The sequence below is a fragment of the Glutamicibacter sp. MOO4 genome, assembly GCF_056934395.1.
On record NZ_CM167800.1, the window covers coordinates 1,749,881 to 1,764,871 of the forward strand.

The window sequence follows — 14,991 nt, forward strand, 5'->3', positions numbered from 1 at the left end:
TTCTCGCTTTTGTGCGAGCTTTGAACAGTGAGGGTAGGCGGAACATCGTTCCGCCTACCCTCACTGTTTTCTGTAACCTGCTGTTTTTAGTCCCCAGGGAAAATGATGGTGACCATGGGCTGAATGAAACCGCGGAAAGCACCAGCATCTTTCATCAAGGATGTACTTGCAACAATGGTGCCCGGTCCAGCCAGCCATGCTCGGGGCTCATCCAGCGGCACATCAATGAGTTGAATCTCTTGGGTTGCATTTTTCGTATCGTGTTCAACTCCGTGGTCTATCAAGATCCGTTCCAACTCATCTAGTCTGCGCGGAACGTAGCTGGGACTTTGCTGCTCAAAGTGTTGAGCATGCGCTTGCGCAAAAACAGTTGCCTGACCGTAATGAGCGCGGGCTAGTCTTGCCAGCGCAGGGAACCCGTCAGCGTCCAGTCTTTCGTGCAGTTTTTGTTCTTCTGCCTGTTCTTCAGCAATGTCAGCGGCCGTGAGAGTCCCCCACCACGCGCTCCATTCTTGCTTAAACTGTCCGTGCGAAGAATCAGCACCGTTGCGATTCTTGATCGTTGAGGACAGTCGGGAGTTCGGTCCGGCCTCAGCCGGACCCACACCGCCCAACTCCCTCAAGTACAAAGCCATGAGCATCGTTTGATCGGTCTTGATGGCCAATGACCAGTTGTTTCCACGACGAAAGTACATGCGTACCACCTGACTTTTGGGCATACCCTCGCGGTCTTAGAGTCAAAGAATACTCCCGTATGCACGATTAAAACAGACAAGAGGCTTGCCATCCTTTATACGGATGGCAAGCCTCTTGTGAGCGTTCGTACGCTACCTTATGGCTTGGTGTAGCCTGGGTAGTCGCGTTCGGTTTCACCCATGTACAGCTGACGTGGGCGGCCGATCTTTAGTTCTGGATCCTTGATCATTTCGCGCCACTGTGCGATCCAGCCTGGAAGGCGTCCAATCGCGAACAGTACGGTGAACATCTTTTCAGGGAAGCCCATAGCGGTGTAGATCAAGCCGGTGTAGAAGTCTACGTTCGGGTAGAGCTTGCGCGAGATGAAGTACTCATCGTTCAGCGCAGTTTCTTCCAGCTTCATCGCGATATCAAGCAACTCGTTCTTGCCCTGCTTTGCCAGCAGGTCGTGAGCGGTCTTCTTGATGATCTTTGCGCGAGGATCGTAGTTCTTGTACACGCGGTGGCCGAAGCCCATCAGGCGTACGCCGTCTTCCTTGTTCTTGACCTTCTCCATGAATTCTTCTGGAGAGATGCCCGAAGACTGGATTTCGCGCAGCATCTTGAGCACAGCTTCGTTGGCGCCGCCGTGGGCCGGGCCAGAAAGTGCGTGGATACCGGCAGAAACCGAAGCGAACATGTTGGCTTCCGAGGAACCTACCAGGCGCACGGTGGAGGTCGAGCAGTTCTGCTCGTGGTCCGCGTGCAAGATCAGCAGTAGGTCAAGTGCCTTGACTACGTCTGGATCTTGGATGTAAGGCTCTGCGGCGGTGCCGAAGCACAGGCGCAGGAAGTTCTCGACCATGTTCATCGAGTTATCTGGGTACAGCAGTGCCTGTCCGATGGACTTCTTATGGGCGTAAGCAGCCAACACTGGAAGCTTTGCCAACAGGCGCAGGGTCGAGCTTTCGACCTGCTTTGAGTCCTTTGGATCCAGAGAATCCTGGTACCAAGTGGACAATGCCGATACGGCCGAGGACAGCACTGGCATTGGGTGTGCGTCGCGTGGGAAGCCACCGAAGAAGCCCTTGAGCTCTTCGTGCAGCAGGGTGTGGCGGCGCAGTGAGTTGTCGAACTCTGCCAGCTGATCAGCGGTAGGTAGTTCGCCGTAGATCAGCAGGTAGGTTACCTCGATGAAGCTGGACTTCTCAGCCAACTGCTCGATTGGGTAGCCACGGTAACGCAGGATACCTGCATCGCCGTCGATGTAGGTGATCGCGGACTTGGTGGCCGCGGTGTTCATGAAGCCAGGATCGTAGGTCACGTTCCCGGTGGTCTTCAATAGTGGTGCTACAGCGAAACCGTCGTTGCCCTCAGCAGCCGGGATAACCGGTAGCTCAAGGTTGGTATCACCAAATTGTAGCTGCGCAGATGTAGTATCTGTCATTGCTTCTCCTAACCGGAAAGCGTGTAGTTCCGAAAGGTCAGTCGTCACCTTAGAACATACCGCGACTGGACCCTATCTCGCTAATCAGACTGTCATCTTCACCGGTTGGCGGAAGAATTCAGCCGTTCAACGGCGGCCGCGATCCGTTCGTCGGAGGCGGTCAATGCCACGCGTACGTGGCGTTCTCCTGCAGCGCCGTAAAAGGCGCCAGGGCCTGCAACAATTCCTAGCTGGGCTAGGGCTTCAATTGTTTCGAAGCTCGGACGGTCCGCGGTGCACCATAGGTACAAACCAGCGACCGAATCTTCGATCCGCAGTCCGAAGTTTTCTAGTGCTGGGCGAAGTGCTTCGCGGCGGGCACGGTAGATTTCGCGCTGCTGTGCCACATGTTCGTCATCGTCAAGCGCAACCACCATGGCGTGCTGGATGGGACCGGGAACGATCATGCCAGCATGCTTGCGGCTGTTGACCAGCGTTGGCATGAGGTTTGGTGCACCAGCTACAAAAGCGGCACGGTAGCCAGCCAAGTTGGACTGCTTAGACAGCGAGTACAGCGCTAGTAAGTTATCGAGGTTTCCCCCACTCACTTCTGGGTCAAGAATGCTAGGCACTTGGCCTTCATATTCTTCCCAACCCAGTTCCGCATAACATTCGTCGGAGGCGACCACAGCACCAATTTCGCGAGCCTGCTCAACGATCTGGCGCAGTTGCGCACTAGCTCGCACCTTGCCGGTGGGATTACCTGGCGAGTTGACCCAGATGAGCTTAACGCGAGAAAGTTCCTCGGCGCTCAGTTCATCAAGATCATCGGTGGCGATAGGGGTAGCCGAGACCAGCTGTGCACCGATGTCATAGGTTGGGTAGGCAATCTTTGGTCGGACAACAATATCCCCGGCGCCGATTCCCAGAAGCAGTGGTAACCAGGCCACCATCTCCTTGGAGCCAACCGTTGGCATGACGTCATCGATGCTCAAGCCCGTAACGTTACGGCGACGCGCAAACCAGTCAACAATGGCTTGGCGAACTTCAACGGTTCCATGCGTGGTGGGGTATCCGTGAGAGTTTGCCGCTTGAGCCAGCGCGTCCTGAATGATCTGCGGGGTGTTATCGACCGGCGTGCCGATCGAAAGGTCCACGACCCCTCCTGGATGCTTTGCAGCCTGCTCGCGATATGGTGCGAGCTGGTTCCAGGGGTAATCGGGGAGCTTAAGCATAAAAGTAAAACCTAGCCTTGGTTCTGAAGTGGCAGTGCACTGATGATTGGGTGATCAGTACCGGTATTACCAATTTTAGCGGCGCCACCTGGGGAACCAAGTTCATCGAAAAAGTCGACGTTAGCTTTGTAATAGTCAGCCCATTCGTCGGGCACATCATCTTCGTAGTAGATGGCTTCAACGGGGCAGACTGGTTCGCAGGCGCCGCAGTCAACACATTCATCCGGGTGAATGTATAGCGAGCGTTCGCCTTCATAAATACAATCTACCGGGCACTCTTCGACACACGCCTTGTCTTTCACGTCGACGCAGGGCTGAGCGATGATGTAAGTCACGAGGGCCGAGACCTTTCCTTGCACTTGATGGTTTCAACACGAGCGAGCAGGATTCTGTGATGCTCTTTGAATCTCAAACCAGCTCGAACTACAGTCTAGTCCTGATATCAATACATCTTTGCGCCCATGTACCTGCTGTGACGTAACCGACGATTCACATTTCGGCTTCTTGGGCTTTAGATGAATTCTTCTTACGAAAAGATGACGCGCGAAAATGCTTAGTTTTGGTGATCTGGCTACTGGTGACCGTATCGTCGTTCGATACCGGTTGAGCAATGCTCAGGCTGGAGAAAAATTTAGCGATGCTTTGGGTGAAGTGCAAGAGATTACCGAAGAGTCGATTAGCGTGAAGACACGCTCGGCGCTGGTGCGTATTGACCGTTCCTCGATTACTCACGCAAAGCGTGTTCCTCCGCCACCGGCTAGACGCCGGCCTCGCAGCTAAAGTGCTCTGTACTGAACTACTGGCCAGTGGTTTGTGTTCAGATTCTTTGCGACATGTGATTTGACTCTGCCAATCACTTATCGAATTTCGCGTATGCTGATTCCATGCCATCCGACAAACATGTCCAATCGCGAGCTCGGGCACTCAGCTCCCCGCTGAGGCTTCGAATCCTTCGTTTGTGCCTCCACGAGTCACGAACCAACAAGGAAATTGCGGACATTCTTGAGCTCAATCCGGCCACATCGTTACACCATGTGCGCACCCTAGTCACCAATGGTTATCTGGAGCCGGAAGAAGCGCGCCGTGGCAATCGTGGGGCCAAAGAGGTTCCCTACCGCAGCACCAAGCAGTCCTGGGGCACACGTATCCCCGATGCAGCTCCGATGCTCGTGGACACCTTCCTGCAAGAGATTGATGGGCTGGCTCCCGAAGAAATTCAGGTGATCCGCGTCGGTCTGAAGCTAAGCGAAGCATCCCAAAAAGAAATGATGTCTCGGTTACGCACGGTCATTGAGGACTACGCAATGCGAGATCCAGAAGAAGACGGTGTAGCCACCTCCCTCTTCTTGGCTCACCACTTGGATGTCACCGGAAGTGCTCCGGCAGATCGCTGATTGGTGCAGCAACAAAAACTTTTCGTTAAACACAGAAGGTGTTCTTCCCACTGGGAAGAACACCTTCTGTGTTAGTTGGCTCGGTGCTGTTTGCGAATATTTCGCAACGCCAACACCAATCCAATAATTGCAGGAATAATCATTCCGTACATCCACAAGGCCGAAGCAATGGCCGGGCCCGGCAGATATTTGTAGTACTGCATGCTCAGGATGAGCTGATCATTTCCTACGTAGGAAATCAGGCCAACACAGACGTAGCAACCGATGAAGGCCAAGGCCCCGGCCCACAGCTTCTGTGAAGAAACCGCAGCCCAGTAGACCAAGATGCCTAGCAACAGCCATGCAACACCCACGCCCCACACCACCGGAATGTCGTTGCCGACATAGGAGATGGACGCGTGAATTGCAGTACCGAATAATCCTGCAACCAAGGCTGCAACCGCACCACGCCAGAGCGCGGAGAGGTTGCTGCCTTGGTTATTTTTGCGCTGATTAGGAGCGAGCGCGTGCACGGGTAGCCTTGGCACGATCGCTAGCGTTCAGCAGAACCTTGCGGATACGAACTGCATCCGGGGTAACCTCTACGCACTCGTCTTCGCGAGCGAATTCGAGGGACTCTTCCAGAGTCAGGTTGCGTGGTGGGGTCAGGTTCTCGAAGCTATCCGAGGAAGCTGCACGCATGTTGGTGAGCTTCTTTTCCTTGGTGATGTTTACGTCCATGTCATCAGCGCGGGAGTTCTCGCCAACAATCATGCCCTCGTAAACCTCTTCAGTAGGCTTGACGAAGAAGTTCATGCGTTCCTGCAGGTTGATCATTGCGAATGGAGTCACAACGCCAGCACGGTCAGCAACGATCGAACCGTTGATGCGGTATTCGATTGGACCAGCCCATGGCTCGTAGCCTTCAGCCAACGACGATGCGATACCTGCGCCGCGGGTGTCGGTCAGGAAGCGGGTACGGAAGCCGATCAGGCCACGTGCAGGAACCATGAATTCCATGCGAACCCAGCCGGTGCCGTGGTTAGCCATGTCGGTCATGCGACCCTTGCGCGATGCCAGCAGCTGAGTGATAGCACCCAAGTACTCTTCTGGTACGTCAATGGTCATGCGTTCCATTGGCTCGTGAACCTTGCCGTCAACAACCTTGGTCACAACCTGTGGCTTACCAACGGTCAGCTCGAAGCCTTCACGACGCATCTGCTCAACAAGAATAGCCAGTGCCAATTCGCCACGACCCTGTACTTCCCAAGCGTCTGGACGCTCTGTAGGCAGGATGTTCAGCGAAACGTTACCGATCAGTTCCTTGTCCAGGCGATCCTTCACCTGGCGGGCGGTAACCTTAGCGCCCTTGACCTTGCCAGCAAGTGGCGAGGTGTTGATACCGATGGTCATCGAGATCGCAGGTGGATCAACGGTGATCAGTGGAAGTGGCTTAGGGTTCTCAAGGTCGGTGAGGGTTTCACCAATCATGATGTCTTCGATACCAGCAACTGCAACGATCTCGCCTGGACCAGCTTCTTCAGCTGGAACACGGGTCAGACCCTTGGTGGCAAGCAGTTCAGTGATCTTGACCTGCTTCATGGTGCCATCCTGGCGAGCCCAGTTAACCTGCTGGCCCTTACGGAGGGTGCCGTTGATCATGCGCAACAGTGCCAGACGGCCAAGGAATGGCGATGCGTCAAGGTTGGTTACGTGTGCCTGAAGAACTTCACCCTCGGTGAAGGTCGGAGCAGGAACGTGCTTGATGATGGTCTCGAACAGTGGCTCAAGATCTTCATTGTCTGGCAGGGTGCCATCGGCTGGCTGGTTCATCGAAGCGTAACCGGCCTTGCCCGAAGCGAAGACAACAGGAACGTTCAAGATGGCGTCCAGATCCAAGTCTGGAGCTTCATCAGCCAAGTCCGAAGCCAAGCCCAACAGCAGGTCCATGGAGTCAGAGATGACGCCATCGATGCGGGAGTCAGGGCGGTCGGTCTTGTTAACCACGATGATTACTGGGAGGTTTGCGCTCAGTGCCTTACGCAGCACGAAGCGAGTCTGAGGCAATGGGCCTTCAGAAGCATCAACGAGCAGAACCACGCCGTCAACCATGGACAAGCCACGCTCGACCTCGCCACCGAAGTCAGCGTGACCCGGGGTGTCGATAACGTTGATGGTCATTGCCTTGCCGTCAGCGGCTGGGCCGTTGTAGAACACGGTGGTGTTCTTGGCAAGAATGGTAATGCCCTTCTCGCGCTCCAACTCGCCAGAGTCCATCACGCGATCTTCGGTTTCACCATGGCTGTCGAATGCGCCAGTCTGCTGGAGCATGGCGTTAACCAGGGTGGTCTTTCCGTGGTCAACGTGTGCAACGATGGCTACGTTACGAAGTTCGTCGCGACTAATGGTGTTATCTGACATGCGTGAAGGCTCACTTCCGCTCGAGGATTTTAGATCTAAGGGGTCGGGGCCAAAGTCGACCCAACAATCCAGTTTACGCTCTCGAAGCAAGTACTCCGGTGCTCTGTGTCAGAACATACAAGAATTTCCGCGAAAATCGTGAAAAATTCAGCTTTCCGTTGCCGTCGGAATCCAGAAACGCAGCGTGCTAGGTCCACCTGAGTGCGCTACTTCGGGAAGTTCCGCGTCCAGCACTCCCCCACATTTTTTAATTGTGGCTTTGGAGCCTTCATTGGTGCTGTCGCAGGTAAGTAGCGCTTGGTCCACTCCGGCAACACGCACTTCGTTTAGAGCGAACCGGCACAGTTCAGCGGCAATACCGCGACGACGAAATTCTGGAACGACGCCGTAACCGATGTGTCCACCAAATTGAAGCAGTGAGTCATTGAGCTCATACCGGACCGATACACGCCCAACAAGTTCACCAGCTTGGTCAAAAGCTACAAATAGTGCAGAACGAACCCAACCCGGCGGGACATGCTCCCCGCGGCGCCCGGCCTTCATGCGGTAAATGTAATCTTCCCAGTGTTCATCAGCGGACCACGTTGGAAGGAACTCGAAGTCTTCAACAAGCATCAAATTATGAGCGTCAACGGCCTGCTGCTCATCTTGACTAGCTAGCTCACGAATTTCCAAGGGTTCACTGGTGATCATGTGGCCATTATGCCAGCCAGCAACTCCCTATTAGGCATTGACTACTAGTAACTAATTTTTTCGCCTTCTACCTGCAAATGCCAGGCTAGGGTTCCGCCGGCAAGACTGTAGAGGCGGCAAGATTCTGGAAGTACCTTGGCAGCAATTTCTACTGCCTGCTGGGAGCGGACTCCGGTCTTGCACACCATGACTACGGTCGGGGCCTCGGCAGGAATTGTGTGCACAGCCTCATCGCGCACCTTCGCCAGCGGTAAGTGAATACTTCCCGGAATGGCTACGATGTCCCGCTCCCACCCCTCGCGAACGTCTACTAAGAGAACTTCCTGTTCTTGCAGCATTGATTGGAGTGCTGTGACCTCTAACTGGGCTACTGGTTTTTCTACTGCTTTTTCTACTGTGCAAGCAACTGGCTGATAGTCCCCTAGCTCAGTGACTTTAGTACGTTGCGGATCAAGTGAAAATCCTAAGGTTCGCACACTGGCCGACAGCGCATCGTAGAGCCAGAGCTTGCCGGAGAGCGTTTCTCCAACTCCGGTAATGAGTTTGAGCGCTTCGGTGCTCATCACTGAACCGACTACTCCGCATAACGCTCCGAAGACTCCACCTTCGGCGCAGCTGGGCACCGAATCAGCATCCGGAATTTCGGGAAAGAGGTCCCGCAGCATCGGACCGGTACGCGGATCAAAAACCGAAACCTGACCAGAAAATTGGTACAGCGTTCCCCAGATCAATGGCGTACCGGTAATTTCTGCTGCGTCTGAGGCAAGGTACCTGGTGGCGAAGTTATCGCTACCGTCGATAACTAAGTCGTAGTCGGTGAAGAGTTCAATAGCGTTGTCTTTGCTCAGCTTTTGATCAATGGCTTCCACCTTGACATCACTGTTGTGTTCTAGAGCTATTCTGGCCACCGAGTGGACCTTGGGATTACCAATATCGGTTTCACGATGAATGATCTGACGCTGAAGATTAGATATTTCAACACTGTCGTCATCTAGCACCCCTATATGTCCAATGCCGGCCGCGATGAGATAACTGGCGATGGGACTGCCTAATCCTCCGGCTCCAATGATCAGTACTTTGGCGTTGAGGATTCGCCGTTGGCCTTCTTCGCCTACCCCAGGAAGTGTGAGGTGTCGCGAGTAGCGTGCAAGCGCACCGGCTTCAAAATCTGTTGCCGGTTCACACAATGCAGGGCGAGTCATTAGAACTCACCGACCAGCGTTTGCATCATGCCTTCTTCAGGTGAGGAGGCCAGTGCGGTATCGCGCTTGGGGATTCGGCCGGCCAAGTATGCCGCCCTACCGGCTTTAACTCCGTCGCGCATTGCGGCGGCCATCAGTGGAGCATTGTGCGCCCGGGTCACTGCGCTAGCTAGCAGTACTGCATCGCAGCCAAGTTCCATGGCAAGCGCCGCATCCGAGGCGGTACCCACCCCTGCGTCAAGAATGACTGGAACGTTGGAACGCGAAACTATGGTGGAAATATTGTGTGGATTCAGGATCCCCAAACCTGAGCCAATGGGTGCGCCAGCAGGCATGATTGCAGCAACTCCCGCATCCTGCAAGCGTTGGGCCAGGGCGGGATCATCATTGGTATAGGCAAAAACCTCAAAGCCATCAGCCACTAACTGTTCGGTGGCCCAATAGAGTTCCAATGGATCAGGTAGCAGCGTGTCCTCATCAGCGATGACTTCCAGCTTGATCCAGTTGGTTTCTAACGCTTCGCGGGCCAGCTGTGCGGTGAGCACGGCGTCGCGTGCGGTGAAGCATCCAGCGGTATTGGGCAAAGCAATCACATCATTGCGTTGCAGCAACTCATAAACGTTGCCTGAACCGGATGCTGAAAAATGGCGGATGGCTACCGTGGTGAGTTCTGTCCCGGAAATTTGAAGTGCACTTTCCAGCGTGGACAGCGAGGTAGCACCTCCGGTACCTAGGATCAGGCGTGAGGAAAAAGTTCGGCCAGCAACAACAAATGGGTCCGTGGTTGCGTTAAGTTCTGTAAGCTCGTGCGCGTCCATGTTCAGCCTCCCTGTGCTGCCGTGACGAGTTCGATTGTGTGCCCGCTCTGCACCGCAAATCCGTTCCACGAGCTACGCGGCACCACTGCCCCGTTGACCGCGGCGGCCAGTCCAAGTTTGCTACCGTCAATGGCTTTGGAATCTTTGTCTAGTTCCTTGCCGATGTGTCTGGCGATGAATTCACGCAGGGACAATCCTGCGTCCACCTGAACGGGTTGGTTATTAACCGTGATGCTGATTGAAGTCATGAACTTTGCTCCAAAAGTGTGTCGGATGAGTAGGTAGGGAAACGGTACGGGTCAACGTCCTTGAGCATCGCACTGGCCGGCAGGTGCTCTGTCAGGTCAGCGGTGAGCGTTGATCCCAACGGGCTAAGTAGCACTCCGTGACGTGAATAGCCGGTGGAGATCACCAGCCCTGGATCTATTCGACCGATTAGCGGGCGGTCATCGGCAGTTGCCGGACGAGCTCGGGCAATGACCTCGTTCAGTGAGCAATCAGAGATGCCGGGAACAAGTCTGCGAGCGTTATCCAACAAGTTGTACATGGCGCCAACGTTGACTTGTGGATTCCCGTCTTCGCGCACGCTGGCTCCGAGAACAAGACTTCCGTCTTTGCGCGGAACCAGATAGACATTTTCTCTGTGCACGATGCCTCGAATAATTCGGGTCACTAATGCAGGGCCGGGTGGGCCTTGGATCCGCAGGATGTCACCATAAACCGGGCGTACGGGAGCTGGTTGAACTCCCCTAACCGTTCCTAGGGCAGTACAGAGAATTGTTTGCTCTGCTTCCAGTCTTGTACCTGAAGACGTCAGCACGGCCGTGGTTTGATTCTTGTCATCCTTGATCACTTCAACACACTGTTCAAGCACGAGATCCGACTGGAAATACTCCAGAAGAATTCGTACCACCGAGCGAGGGTCAATTTGATGATCATCCTCGCAAAGCACCGCACCAGCAATGTTTCTGGCCAGCGCAGGCTCTAGGTTTCGCGCTTGGCTGGGCAAGAGCTTTTGAGCTGACAGGCCTAAGGAAGTTTGTAATTCCACCAGCTCGTGTAGGGCTTCACGGTCCGCGGGTTCTGCCGCCACCACCAAGGTTGAGCTTGTCAGATAGTCGGGACGCTGGCCCGAGATCGCTTGAATCCTGTTCACAAAATCTGGATAGCTCTTGTTGGAGGCGGCCAACATCTGATGCAGTGGTCCTTGGCCCCAGACGGTTTCTGCTGCCGGCGCCAACATTCCTGCGGCAGCATGGCTGGCGCCTTGGCCGGGTGAAGGATCAATAATGCAGACAGTGTGCCCGCGCGAGCTGAGCTCAAACGCTGTGGCTAGGCCGATGATTCCGGCACCAACGATGTTGACATGCATAGGCGCACGCTTCCTTCCTACGGCGGCATGACCCGCATCAGGTATAGCGGTCGGCTCAGTGCCCTCTCAGCCTGGTCGATTCAGGCTCCCGCGGAGATGTTGCGATTATAAGCATGACCCAGCTCATAAAAGCGAACTACGGCGGACTTTGTTCCGTCATCTTCTGTGATGTACTTACAAACATGTCGCTTCCGAAGTATCCCGCTGAATTGGTTGCTGGTTCCACGTTGTTGGAAACCATCGTTGAGTTTGAGCAGCAGCTACTGTCTCCTACGATTCGCAACAACCCTGACCAGCTGAGTCTTCTATTGCACAAGAACTTTGGTGAGATTGGAGCCAGCGGACGTACCTACAACCGAGAACAGATTCTTAGATTGTTGGTCGCTGAGGATTCTGGTGGCAGCGCAGGACAGGTTCATGACCCTGTTGGTACACAACTGTCAACAAACCTTGTGTTGCTCCGGTGGTCCACCTTCGGTCACAGGGCAAGTCATCGCACTTCTCTGTGGTTCCACGATCAGGGCCGCTGGCAAATGCTCTTTCACCAAGGAACACTGAGCGCAACGGCAACCGACAAAGAACGCGATACCACCAATGCGCAAGTAGAAACTACCGGTGATGAAATTAGCGTTCGAAAGCTCAGGGCGTCAGATGCCGACGCGGTTTTTGAAGCCTTTACCTCTGATGCACTAATGCATCGTCAAGGTGAGGCCAGCACTCCCGCTAACGCCCGTAAACATGTTGGCGCCCTACTAGCTGATTGGCGACGTCAATGTCCGTTGGCCATCACGAAGAACGGGCGATTGATTGGCTTAGTTTGCGCCACCTTAGATTCAAGTAACAAGAATGCTTGGATTTGGTATTGGATGCATCAGGCATTTAGAGGGCAGTCACTGACTACTCGGGCTGTGGCCACCCTGGCGAATTATCTCTTTGAAGAGCAGGACATTTACCGCGTGGAGTTAGGGTTACGCGCAAATAACCCAGGTTCCCGCCATGTCGCTGAAAAGAACGGTTTTCTGCGTGAGGGTATTGAGCGGGGCAAATTCCTAATTGACGGTGAGCGTATTGATGTTTTTACATACGCACGACTTCGGGATGATCCAGTCCCGTCTGTAGTTCCATTGCCGTTGAACCTAACTGAGTAAGTTCAACGGCACGTAAAAAGTCGTGAAATCCATAGCGGATTCCACGACTTTTTATTTTGTCCCTGATGTTTTGATCTAGCTGGTTAGATGCCAGGCGTCGTAGGTGGAGTCGTCGGTGGTGCTGGTGGAGCCGGCGGTGCCGGCGGCGCCGAACCTGGCTCGTTGGAGACGACCTTGTCGGTATCAATCTTGTTCAGCGTACGAGCCGCTGCGTCACGTCCACCGAGGCCGAAGGCCAGCGCTGCTGCAAGAGCTGCGCCGATGACAATTGCGCCGAAGGCCATGTTGATGATTGAGTCAGCAATGCCCATGTACTTCAGACCCATTGCTACGAACAATGCGATTGCGGTGTAGCGGATGATCTTCGAAGCCGTGGTTTCACCCAAGAACTTGCCGATCACGTTGGCAATGACAAAACCTGCTGCGATGATTGCTGCGCCGAAGAGGATCTTGCCACCGAGGCTCAGAATCTCGTTGAGGATGTTGGTTATTGCTGGGAAGTTCAGCATCTGGGCTGCCATCACGCCGAAGAACAGAATAATGGCGATCTTGACAATTCCAGCGATGATTCCCGATGCGCTCTTGCCGTCTGGGACTACGCCCCATTCAGCAACAACACGGTCAGTGCCCACGCCCTGAAGGGTGGTTTCCAGTAGCTGACCCACAAACTTAGCGATCAGCACGCCGACTGCCAGTAGCGCAAGGGCCATGAGGACCTGCGGGATGGCGGTGAAGACCAGCTGCAACATCTGTTGGGCAGGATCCGAAATTGCCGCGATACCCAAGACCTGCAGTGCCGAGATAGCAACAACAAGCAGGATCAGTGCAAACACAATGTTGGAGATGATTCCAACGATCTTCGCCTGAGCTTCGCGTGACTGAACTTCGTCTACGGGTTCGTTGGCTGGAGTCAGCTTGCGAACGAGACCACTAAAGTCCACCGTTCCCAGTCCGGTATTCAGCAGCTGTCGAACGATATTTGCGATGACATAGCCAATGAAGAAGATGAAGCCGGCACCGATCAGATTCGGGATAAATGCCATGACTCCACCGAGCAGGCCCTGCACCGGTGAAAGAACTTCTGAAAGCGAGAAGACCTGGAGGATAGCGACGAGGCCAAAGAGCCAGACAATCAGCCCGGCAACTTTGCCGAGGGATTGCCCTATTTGAGTTCCGTCATTTCCTTGCTTCTGCAAGAACTTCACTCTGCTCACTAATTTGCCGGCAGCCCAACGAACTATTCGCGCTACAAGCCAAGTAATGATGAGAATGACGAGCGCAATGGCTACTTTCTGTAGCATTGACGCCCAGTCTATGTTGCCTAAGACGTTCCCAGACTGCATTTTCCGCTCCTTCAACGTAGGGACAAGTCGACCCTACGATGAAGGAACTACGCTGACTAGGGCAAAGACTGTAACTCCCAGCCAACGCTCATTGGATATATTCAGGTCTTAGTGCGGTATTCGAAGCAAAAATGGGCGTCTGCAGCGAAATTCACACATAGTGACCTGAGACACAACTGAATCACAAAATTTTTTGAAACTTATCAAATCTTCAAATCAGTGAATTCACCTGAGTGACTTGCGGTTTCTTAGATCAAGAGTTATCCCGCAAGTCCCAAATCGACTCCAAGGGACTTACTCAACCACTTCGCTGACCACGGAGGCACCGAGCTCGACGGTGCGAGAGACAGTGCAATATTTGTCGTGAGATAGCTTGACGATTCGCTCCACCATACTGGCGGCTTTGCGCCCCTCTTCGGTATCCGGGAACTTCAGATCAAAGCCAAGGTGAATGTCATCCATACGGCTTGCGCCGTCTTCAGTGATCTTGTATCCACTTGCCTGAACATCAAATTTTTCTGGCTCACTACGTCGAGTTGTTGCCACGTCCACGTCGATTGAAGAGCAACCAGCAATGGCTGCCAGCAACAATTCAACCGGCGAGAGCAGACCCTCACCCTGACCAAATTCAATGCTCGCACCGGAGGCGGCACTGGTTGCAACATACTTGCCTGACTCGGTGCGCTGGACGTTTACTTCGCGCAGTGCGCGGCTATTTTCACTCATGAAACTATCGTGCCACGTTATCTGCCGGTGAGCATTCGTGACGTAATACGGTCCTCGGTGAAGCCGCCCCGTCGCCCCCAGCAATGAAGCTGAATCCGGAGTTGCTGAAAAATTCAATGGCCAGCACACGCTGGGCGTCCAGATGCACCTCAACGTTTGGGCTCTTGTTTGTAATGTGGTTCAAAAGGAGCTTGCCGATTCCTTGTTGGCGGTCCGAATGGCGCACCCACAGCAGCTCAACTTCCAAAGCATTCCAAGCCGCGAACCCTAAGATCCGTTCACCTTGTTGAGCAATGATCACTTCTAAAGATTGTGAATAGACGGATTCCAAAGCTTTAGCTACTGCATCAAGATCCGCAGCAGAAATGAAATCTTTACGTCGTTCGACGGAACTTTTCCAAACGTCTAGCAGGTCTGGAACTTCATCGATGCTCGTCCACTCGCGTAGGACAATCTGCTCGTCCATGTATTACTTCCTATCTCCGCGCAAAGGCTCTGATTCATGGTTTAACTTTGAATACAGATTTTTCGCCGAGACGATTCGTCGGTTCAGCGGGCC

Annotated in this window: 17 protein-coding genes and 1 riboswitch; of the genes, 3 read left to right on the plus strand and 14 right to left on the minus strand. The window is 54.0% G+C overall.

What is annotated here, in order from left to right; translation table 11 throughout:
- Positions 1–86: 86 nt before the first annotated feature.
- From AC1Z3F_RS08090 to fdxA, 4 genes are all read right to left on the minus strand, one after another.
- A complete protein-coding gene (locus AC1Z3F_RS08090; RefSeq protein WP_444613805.1) occupies positions 87–695 on the minus strand; it encodes a hypothetical protein in 609 nt (202 codons plus the stop codon).
- Positions 696–832: 137 nt separating this feature from the next.
- Positions 833–2,122 carry a citrate synthase gene (locus AC1Z3F_RS08095; RefSeq protein WP_131088650.1) on the minus strand — a complete coding sequence of 430 codons (1,290 nt, stop codon included), beginning with the start codon at positions 2,120–2,122 and terminating at the stop codon, positions 833–835.
- A gap of 98 nt (positions 2,123–2,220) precedes the next feature.
- Complete coding sequence (gene dapC / locus AC1Z3F_RS08100) at positions 2,221–3,336, minus strand: succinyldiaminopimelate transaminase (RefSeq protein WP_483566923.1); 1,116 nt, start codon at positions 3,334–3,336, stop codon at positions 2,221–2,223.
- Between the two features lie 11 nt (positions 3,337–3,347).
- The gene (gene fdxA, locus AC1Z3F_RS08105; protein WP_131088652.1) at positions 3,348–3,671 is read right to left on the minus strand and encodes a ferredoxin; all 324 of its coding nucleotides are present in this window, start codon (positions 3,669–3,671) and stop codon (positions 3,348–3,350) included.
- 214 nt (positions 3,672–3,885) lie between these two features.
- Between fdxA and AC1Z3F_RS08110 the strand changes: the two genes are divergently transcribed.
- On the plus strand, positions 3,886–4,116 hold the full coding sequence (locus AC1Z3F_RS08110; RefSeq protein ID WP_444613808.1) for a putative acetyltransferase: 231 nt from the start codon (positions 3,886–3,888) through the stop codon (positions 4,114–4,116).
- 104 nt (positions 4,117–4,220) lie between these two features.
- Entirely contained in the window at positions 4,221–4,730 is a 510-nt protein-coding gene (locus AC1Z3F_RS08115; protein ID WP_131088654.1) for a helix-turn-helix domain-containing protein, read from the plus strand.
- A 71-nt stretch (positions 4,731–4,801) separates the two neighbouring features.
- Here the strand turns inward: AC1Z3F_RS08115 and AC1Z3F_RS08120 are convergent, their stop codons facing one another.
- From AC1Z3F_RS08120 to thiO, 7 genes are all read right to left on the minus strand, one after another.
- Entirely contained in the window at positions 4,802–5,242 is a 441-nt protein-coding gene (locus AC1Z3F_RS08120; RefSeq protein WP_262197339.1) for a hypothetical protein, read from the minus strand.
- A complete protein-coding gene (typA, locus tag AC1Z3F_RS08125) occupies positions 5,223–7,130 on the minus strand; it encodes a translational GTPase TypA (protein WP_131088656.1) in 1,908 nt (635 codons plus the stop codon). Before typA ends, AC1Z3F_RS08120 begins: the two co-directional genes overlap by 20 nt.
- Positions 7,131–7,277: 147 nt before the next feature.
- Positions 7,278–7,823 (minus strand): GNAT family N-acetyltransferase, encoded by a 546-nt coding sequence (locus tag AC1Z3F_RS08130; RefSeq protein WP_131088657.1) that lies wholly within the window; start codon positions 7,821–7,823, stop codon positions 7,278–7,280.
- A 44-nt stretch (positions 7,824–7,867) separates the two neighbouring features.
- Positions 7,868–9,025 carry a ThiF family adenylyltransferase gene (locus tag AC1Z3F_RS08135; protein ID WP_131088658.1) on the minus strand — a complete coding sequence of 386 codons (1,158 nt, stop codon included), beginning with the start codon at positions 9,023–9,025 and terminating at the stop codon, positions 7,868–7,870.
- Positions 9,025–9,843 carry a thiazole synthase gene (locus AC1Z3F_RS08140; protein WP_131088659.1) on the minus strand — a complete coding sequence of 273 codons (819 nt, stop codon included), beginning with the start codon at positions 9,841–9,843 and terminating at the stop codon, positions 9,025–9,027. The genes AC1Z3F_RS08135 and AC1Z3F_RS08140 overlap by 1 nt, the downstream gene beginning before the upstream one ends.
- A 2-nt stretch (positions 9,844–9,845) precedes the next feature.
- Positions 9,846–10,091 carry a sulfur carrier protein ThiS gene (gene thiS, locus AC1Z3F_RS08145; protein WP_131088660.1) on the minus strand — a complete coding sequence of 82 codons (246 nt, stop codon included), beginning with the start codon at positions 10,089–10,091 and terminating at the stop codon, positions 9,846–9,848.
- Positions 10,088–11,215: a glycine oxidase ThiO gene (gene thiO / locus AC1Z3F_RS08150; protein ID WP_131088661.1), complete on the minus strand. Its 1,128-nt coding sequence runs from the start codon at positions 11,213–11,215 to the stop codon at positions 10,088–10,090. The genes thiS and thiO overlap by 4 nt, the downstream gene beginning before the upstream one ends.
- Positions 11,213–11,317: riboswitch (TPP riboswitch) on the minus strand. Its footprint overlaps the gene before it by 3 nt.
- Positions 11,318–11,397: 80 nt before the next feature.
- On the opposite strand from thiO, the gene AC1Z3F_RS08155 reads away from it, so the two are divergent.
- Positions 11,398–12,363 (plus strand): GNAT family N-acetyltransferase, encoded by a 966-nt coding sequence (locus AC1Z3F_RS08155; protein ID WP_165477281.1) that lies wholly within the window; start codon positions 11,398–11,400, stop codon positions 12,361–12,363.
- An 83-nt stretch (positions 12,364–12,446) separates the two neighbouring features.
- On the opposite strand, the gene AC1Z3F_RS08160 is transcribed toward AC1Z3F_RS08155, so the two are convergent.
- The 3 genes from AC1Z3F_RS08160 to AC1Z3F_RS08170 form a co-directional block, all read right to left on the minus strand.
- Positions 12,447–13,706 carry a mechanosensitive ion channel gene (locus tag AC1Z3F_RS08160; RefSeq protein WP_131088663.1) on the minus strand — a complete coding sequence of 420 codons (1,260 nt, stop codon included), beginning with the start codon at positions 13,704–13,706 and terminating at the stop codon, positions 12,447–12,449.
- 294 nt (positions 13,707–14,000) lie between these two features.
- A complete protein-coding gene (locus AC1Z3F_RS08165) occupies positions 14,001–14,432 on the minus strand; it encodes an OsmC family protein (RefSeq protein WP_131088664.1) in 432 nt (143 codons plus the stop codon).
- Positions 14,433–14,436: 4 nt separating this feature from the next.
- Positions 14,437–14,898 carry a GNAT family N-acetyltransferase gene (locus AC1Z3F_RS08170; protein WP_131088665.1) on the minus strand — a complete coding sequence of 154 codons (462 nt, stop codon included), beginning with the start codon at positions 14,896–14,898 and terminating at the stop codon, positions 14,437–14,439.
- Positions 14,899–14,991 lie beyond the last annotated feature (93 nt).

Coding starts and splice junctions, on each gene's coding strand:
- AC1Z3F_RS08090 (WP_444613805.1), bottom strand. CDS start 695: ATGTACTTTCGTCGTGGAAACAACTGGTCATTGGCCATCAAGACCGAT.
- AC1Z3F_RS08095 (WP_131088650.1), bottom strand. CDS start 2,122: ATGACAGATACTACATCTGCGCAGCTACAATTTGGTGATACCAACCTT.
- dapC (WP_483566923.1), bottom strand. CDS start 3,336: ATGCTTAAGCTCCCCGATTACCCCTGGAACCAGCTCGCACCATATCGC.
- AC1Z3F_RS08110 (WP_444613808.1), top strand. CDS start 3,886: ATGCTTAGTTTTGGTGATCTGGCTACTGGTGACCGTATCGTCGTTCGA.
- AC1Z3F_RS08115 (WP_131088654.1), top strand. CDS start 4,221: ATGCCATCCGACAAACATGTCCAATCGCGAGCTCGGGCACTCAGCTCC.
- typA (WP_131088656.1), bottom strand. CDS start 7,130: ATGTCAGATAACACCATTAGTCGCGACGAACTTCGTAACGTAGCCATC.
- AC1Z3F_RS08130 (WP_131088657.1), bottom strand. CDS start 7,823: ATGATCACCAGTGAACCCTTGGAAATTCGTGAGCTAGCTAGTCAAGAT.
- AC1Z3F_RS08135 (WP_131088658.1), bottom strand. CDS start 9,025: ATGACTCGCCCTGCATTGTGTGAACCGGCAACAGATTTTGAAGCCGGT.
- AC1Z3F_RS08140 (WP_131088659.1), bottom strand. CDS start 9,843: ATGGACGCGCACGAGCTTACAGAACTTAACGCAACCACGGACCCATTT.
- thiS (WP_131088660.1), bottom strand. CDS start 10,091: ATGACTTCAATCAGCATCACGGTTAATAACCAACCCGTTCAGGTGGAC.
- thiO (WP_131088661.1), bottom strand. CDS start 11,215: ATGCATGTCAACATCGTTGGTGCCGGAATCATCGGCCTAGCCACAGCG.
- AC1Z3F_RS08155 (WP_165477281.1), top strand. CDS start 11,398: ATGTCGCTTCCGAAGTATCCCGCTGAATTGGTTGCTGGTTCCACGTTG.
- AC1Z3F_RS08160 (WP_131088663.1), bottom strand. CDS start 13,706: ATGCAGTCTGGGAACGTCTTAGGCAACATAGACTGGGCGTCAATGCTA.
- AC1Z3F_RS08165 (WP_131088664.1), bottom strand. CDS start 14,432: ATGAGTGAAAATAGCCGCGCACTGCGCGAAGTAAACGTCCAGCGCACC.
- AC1Z3F_RS08170 (WP_131088665.1), bottom strand. CDS start 14,898: ATGGACGAGCAGATTGTCCTACGCGAGTGGACGAGCATCGATGAAGTT.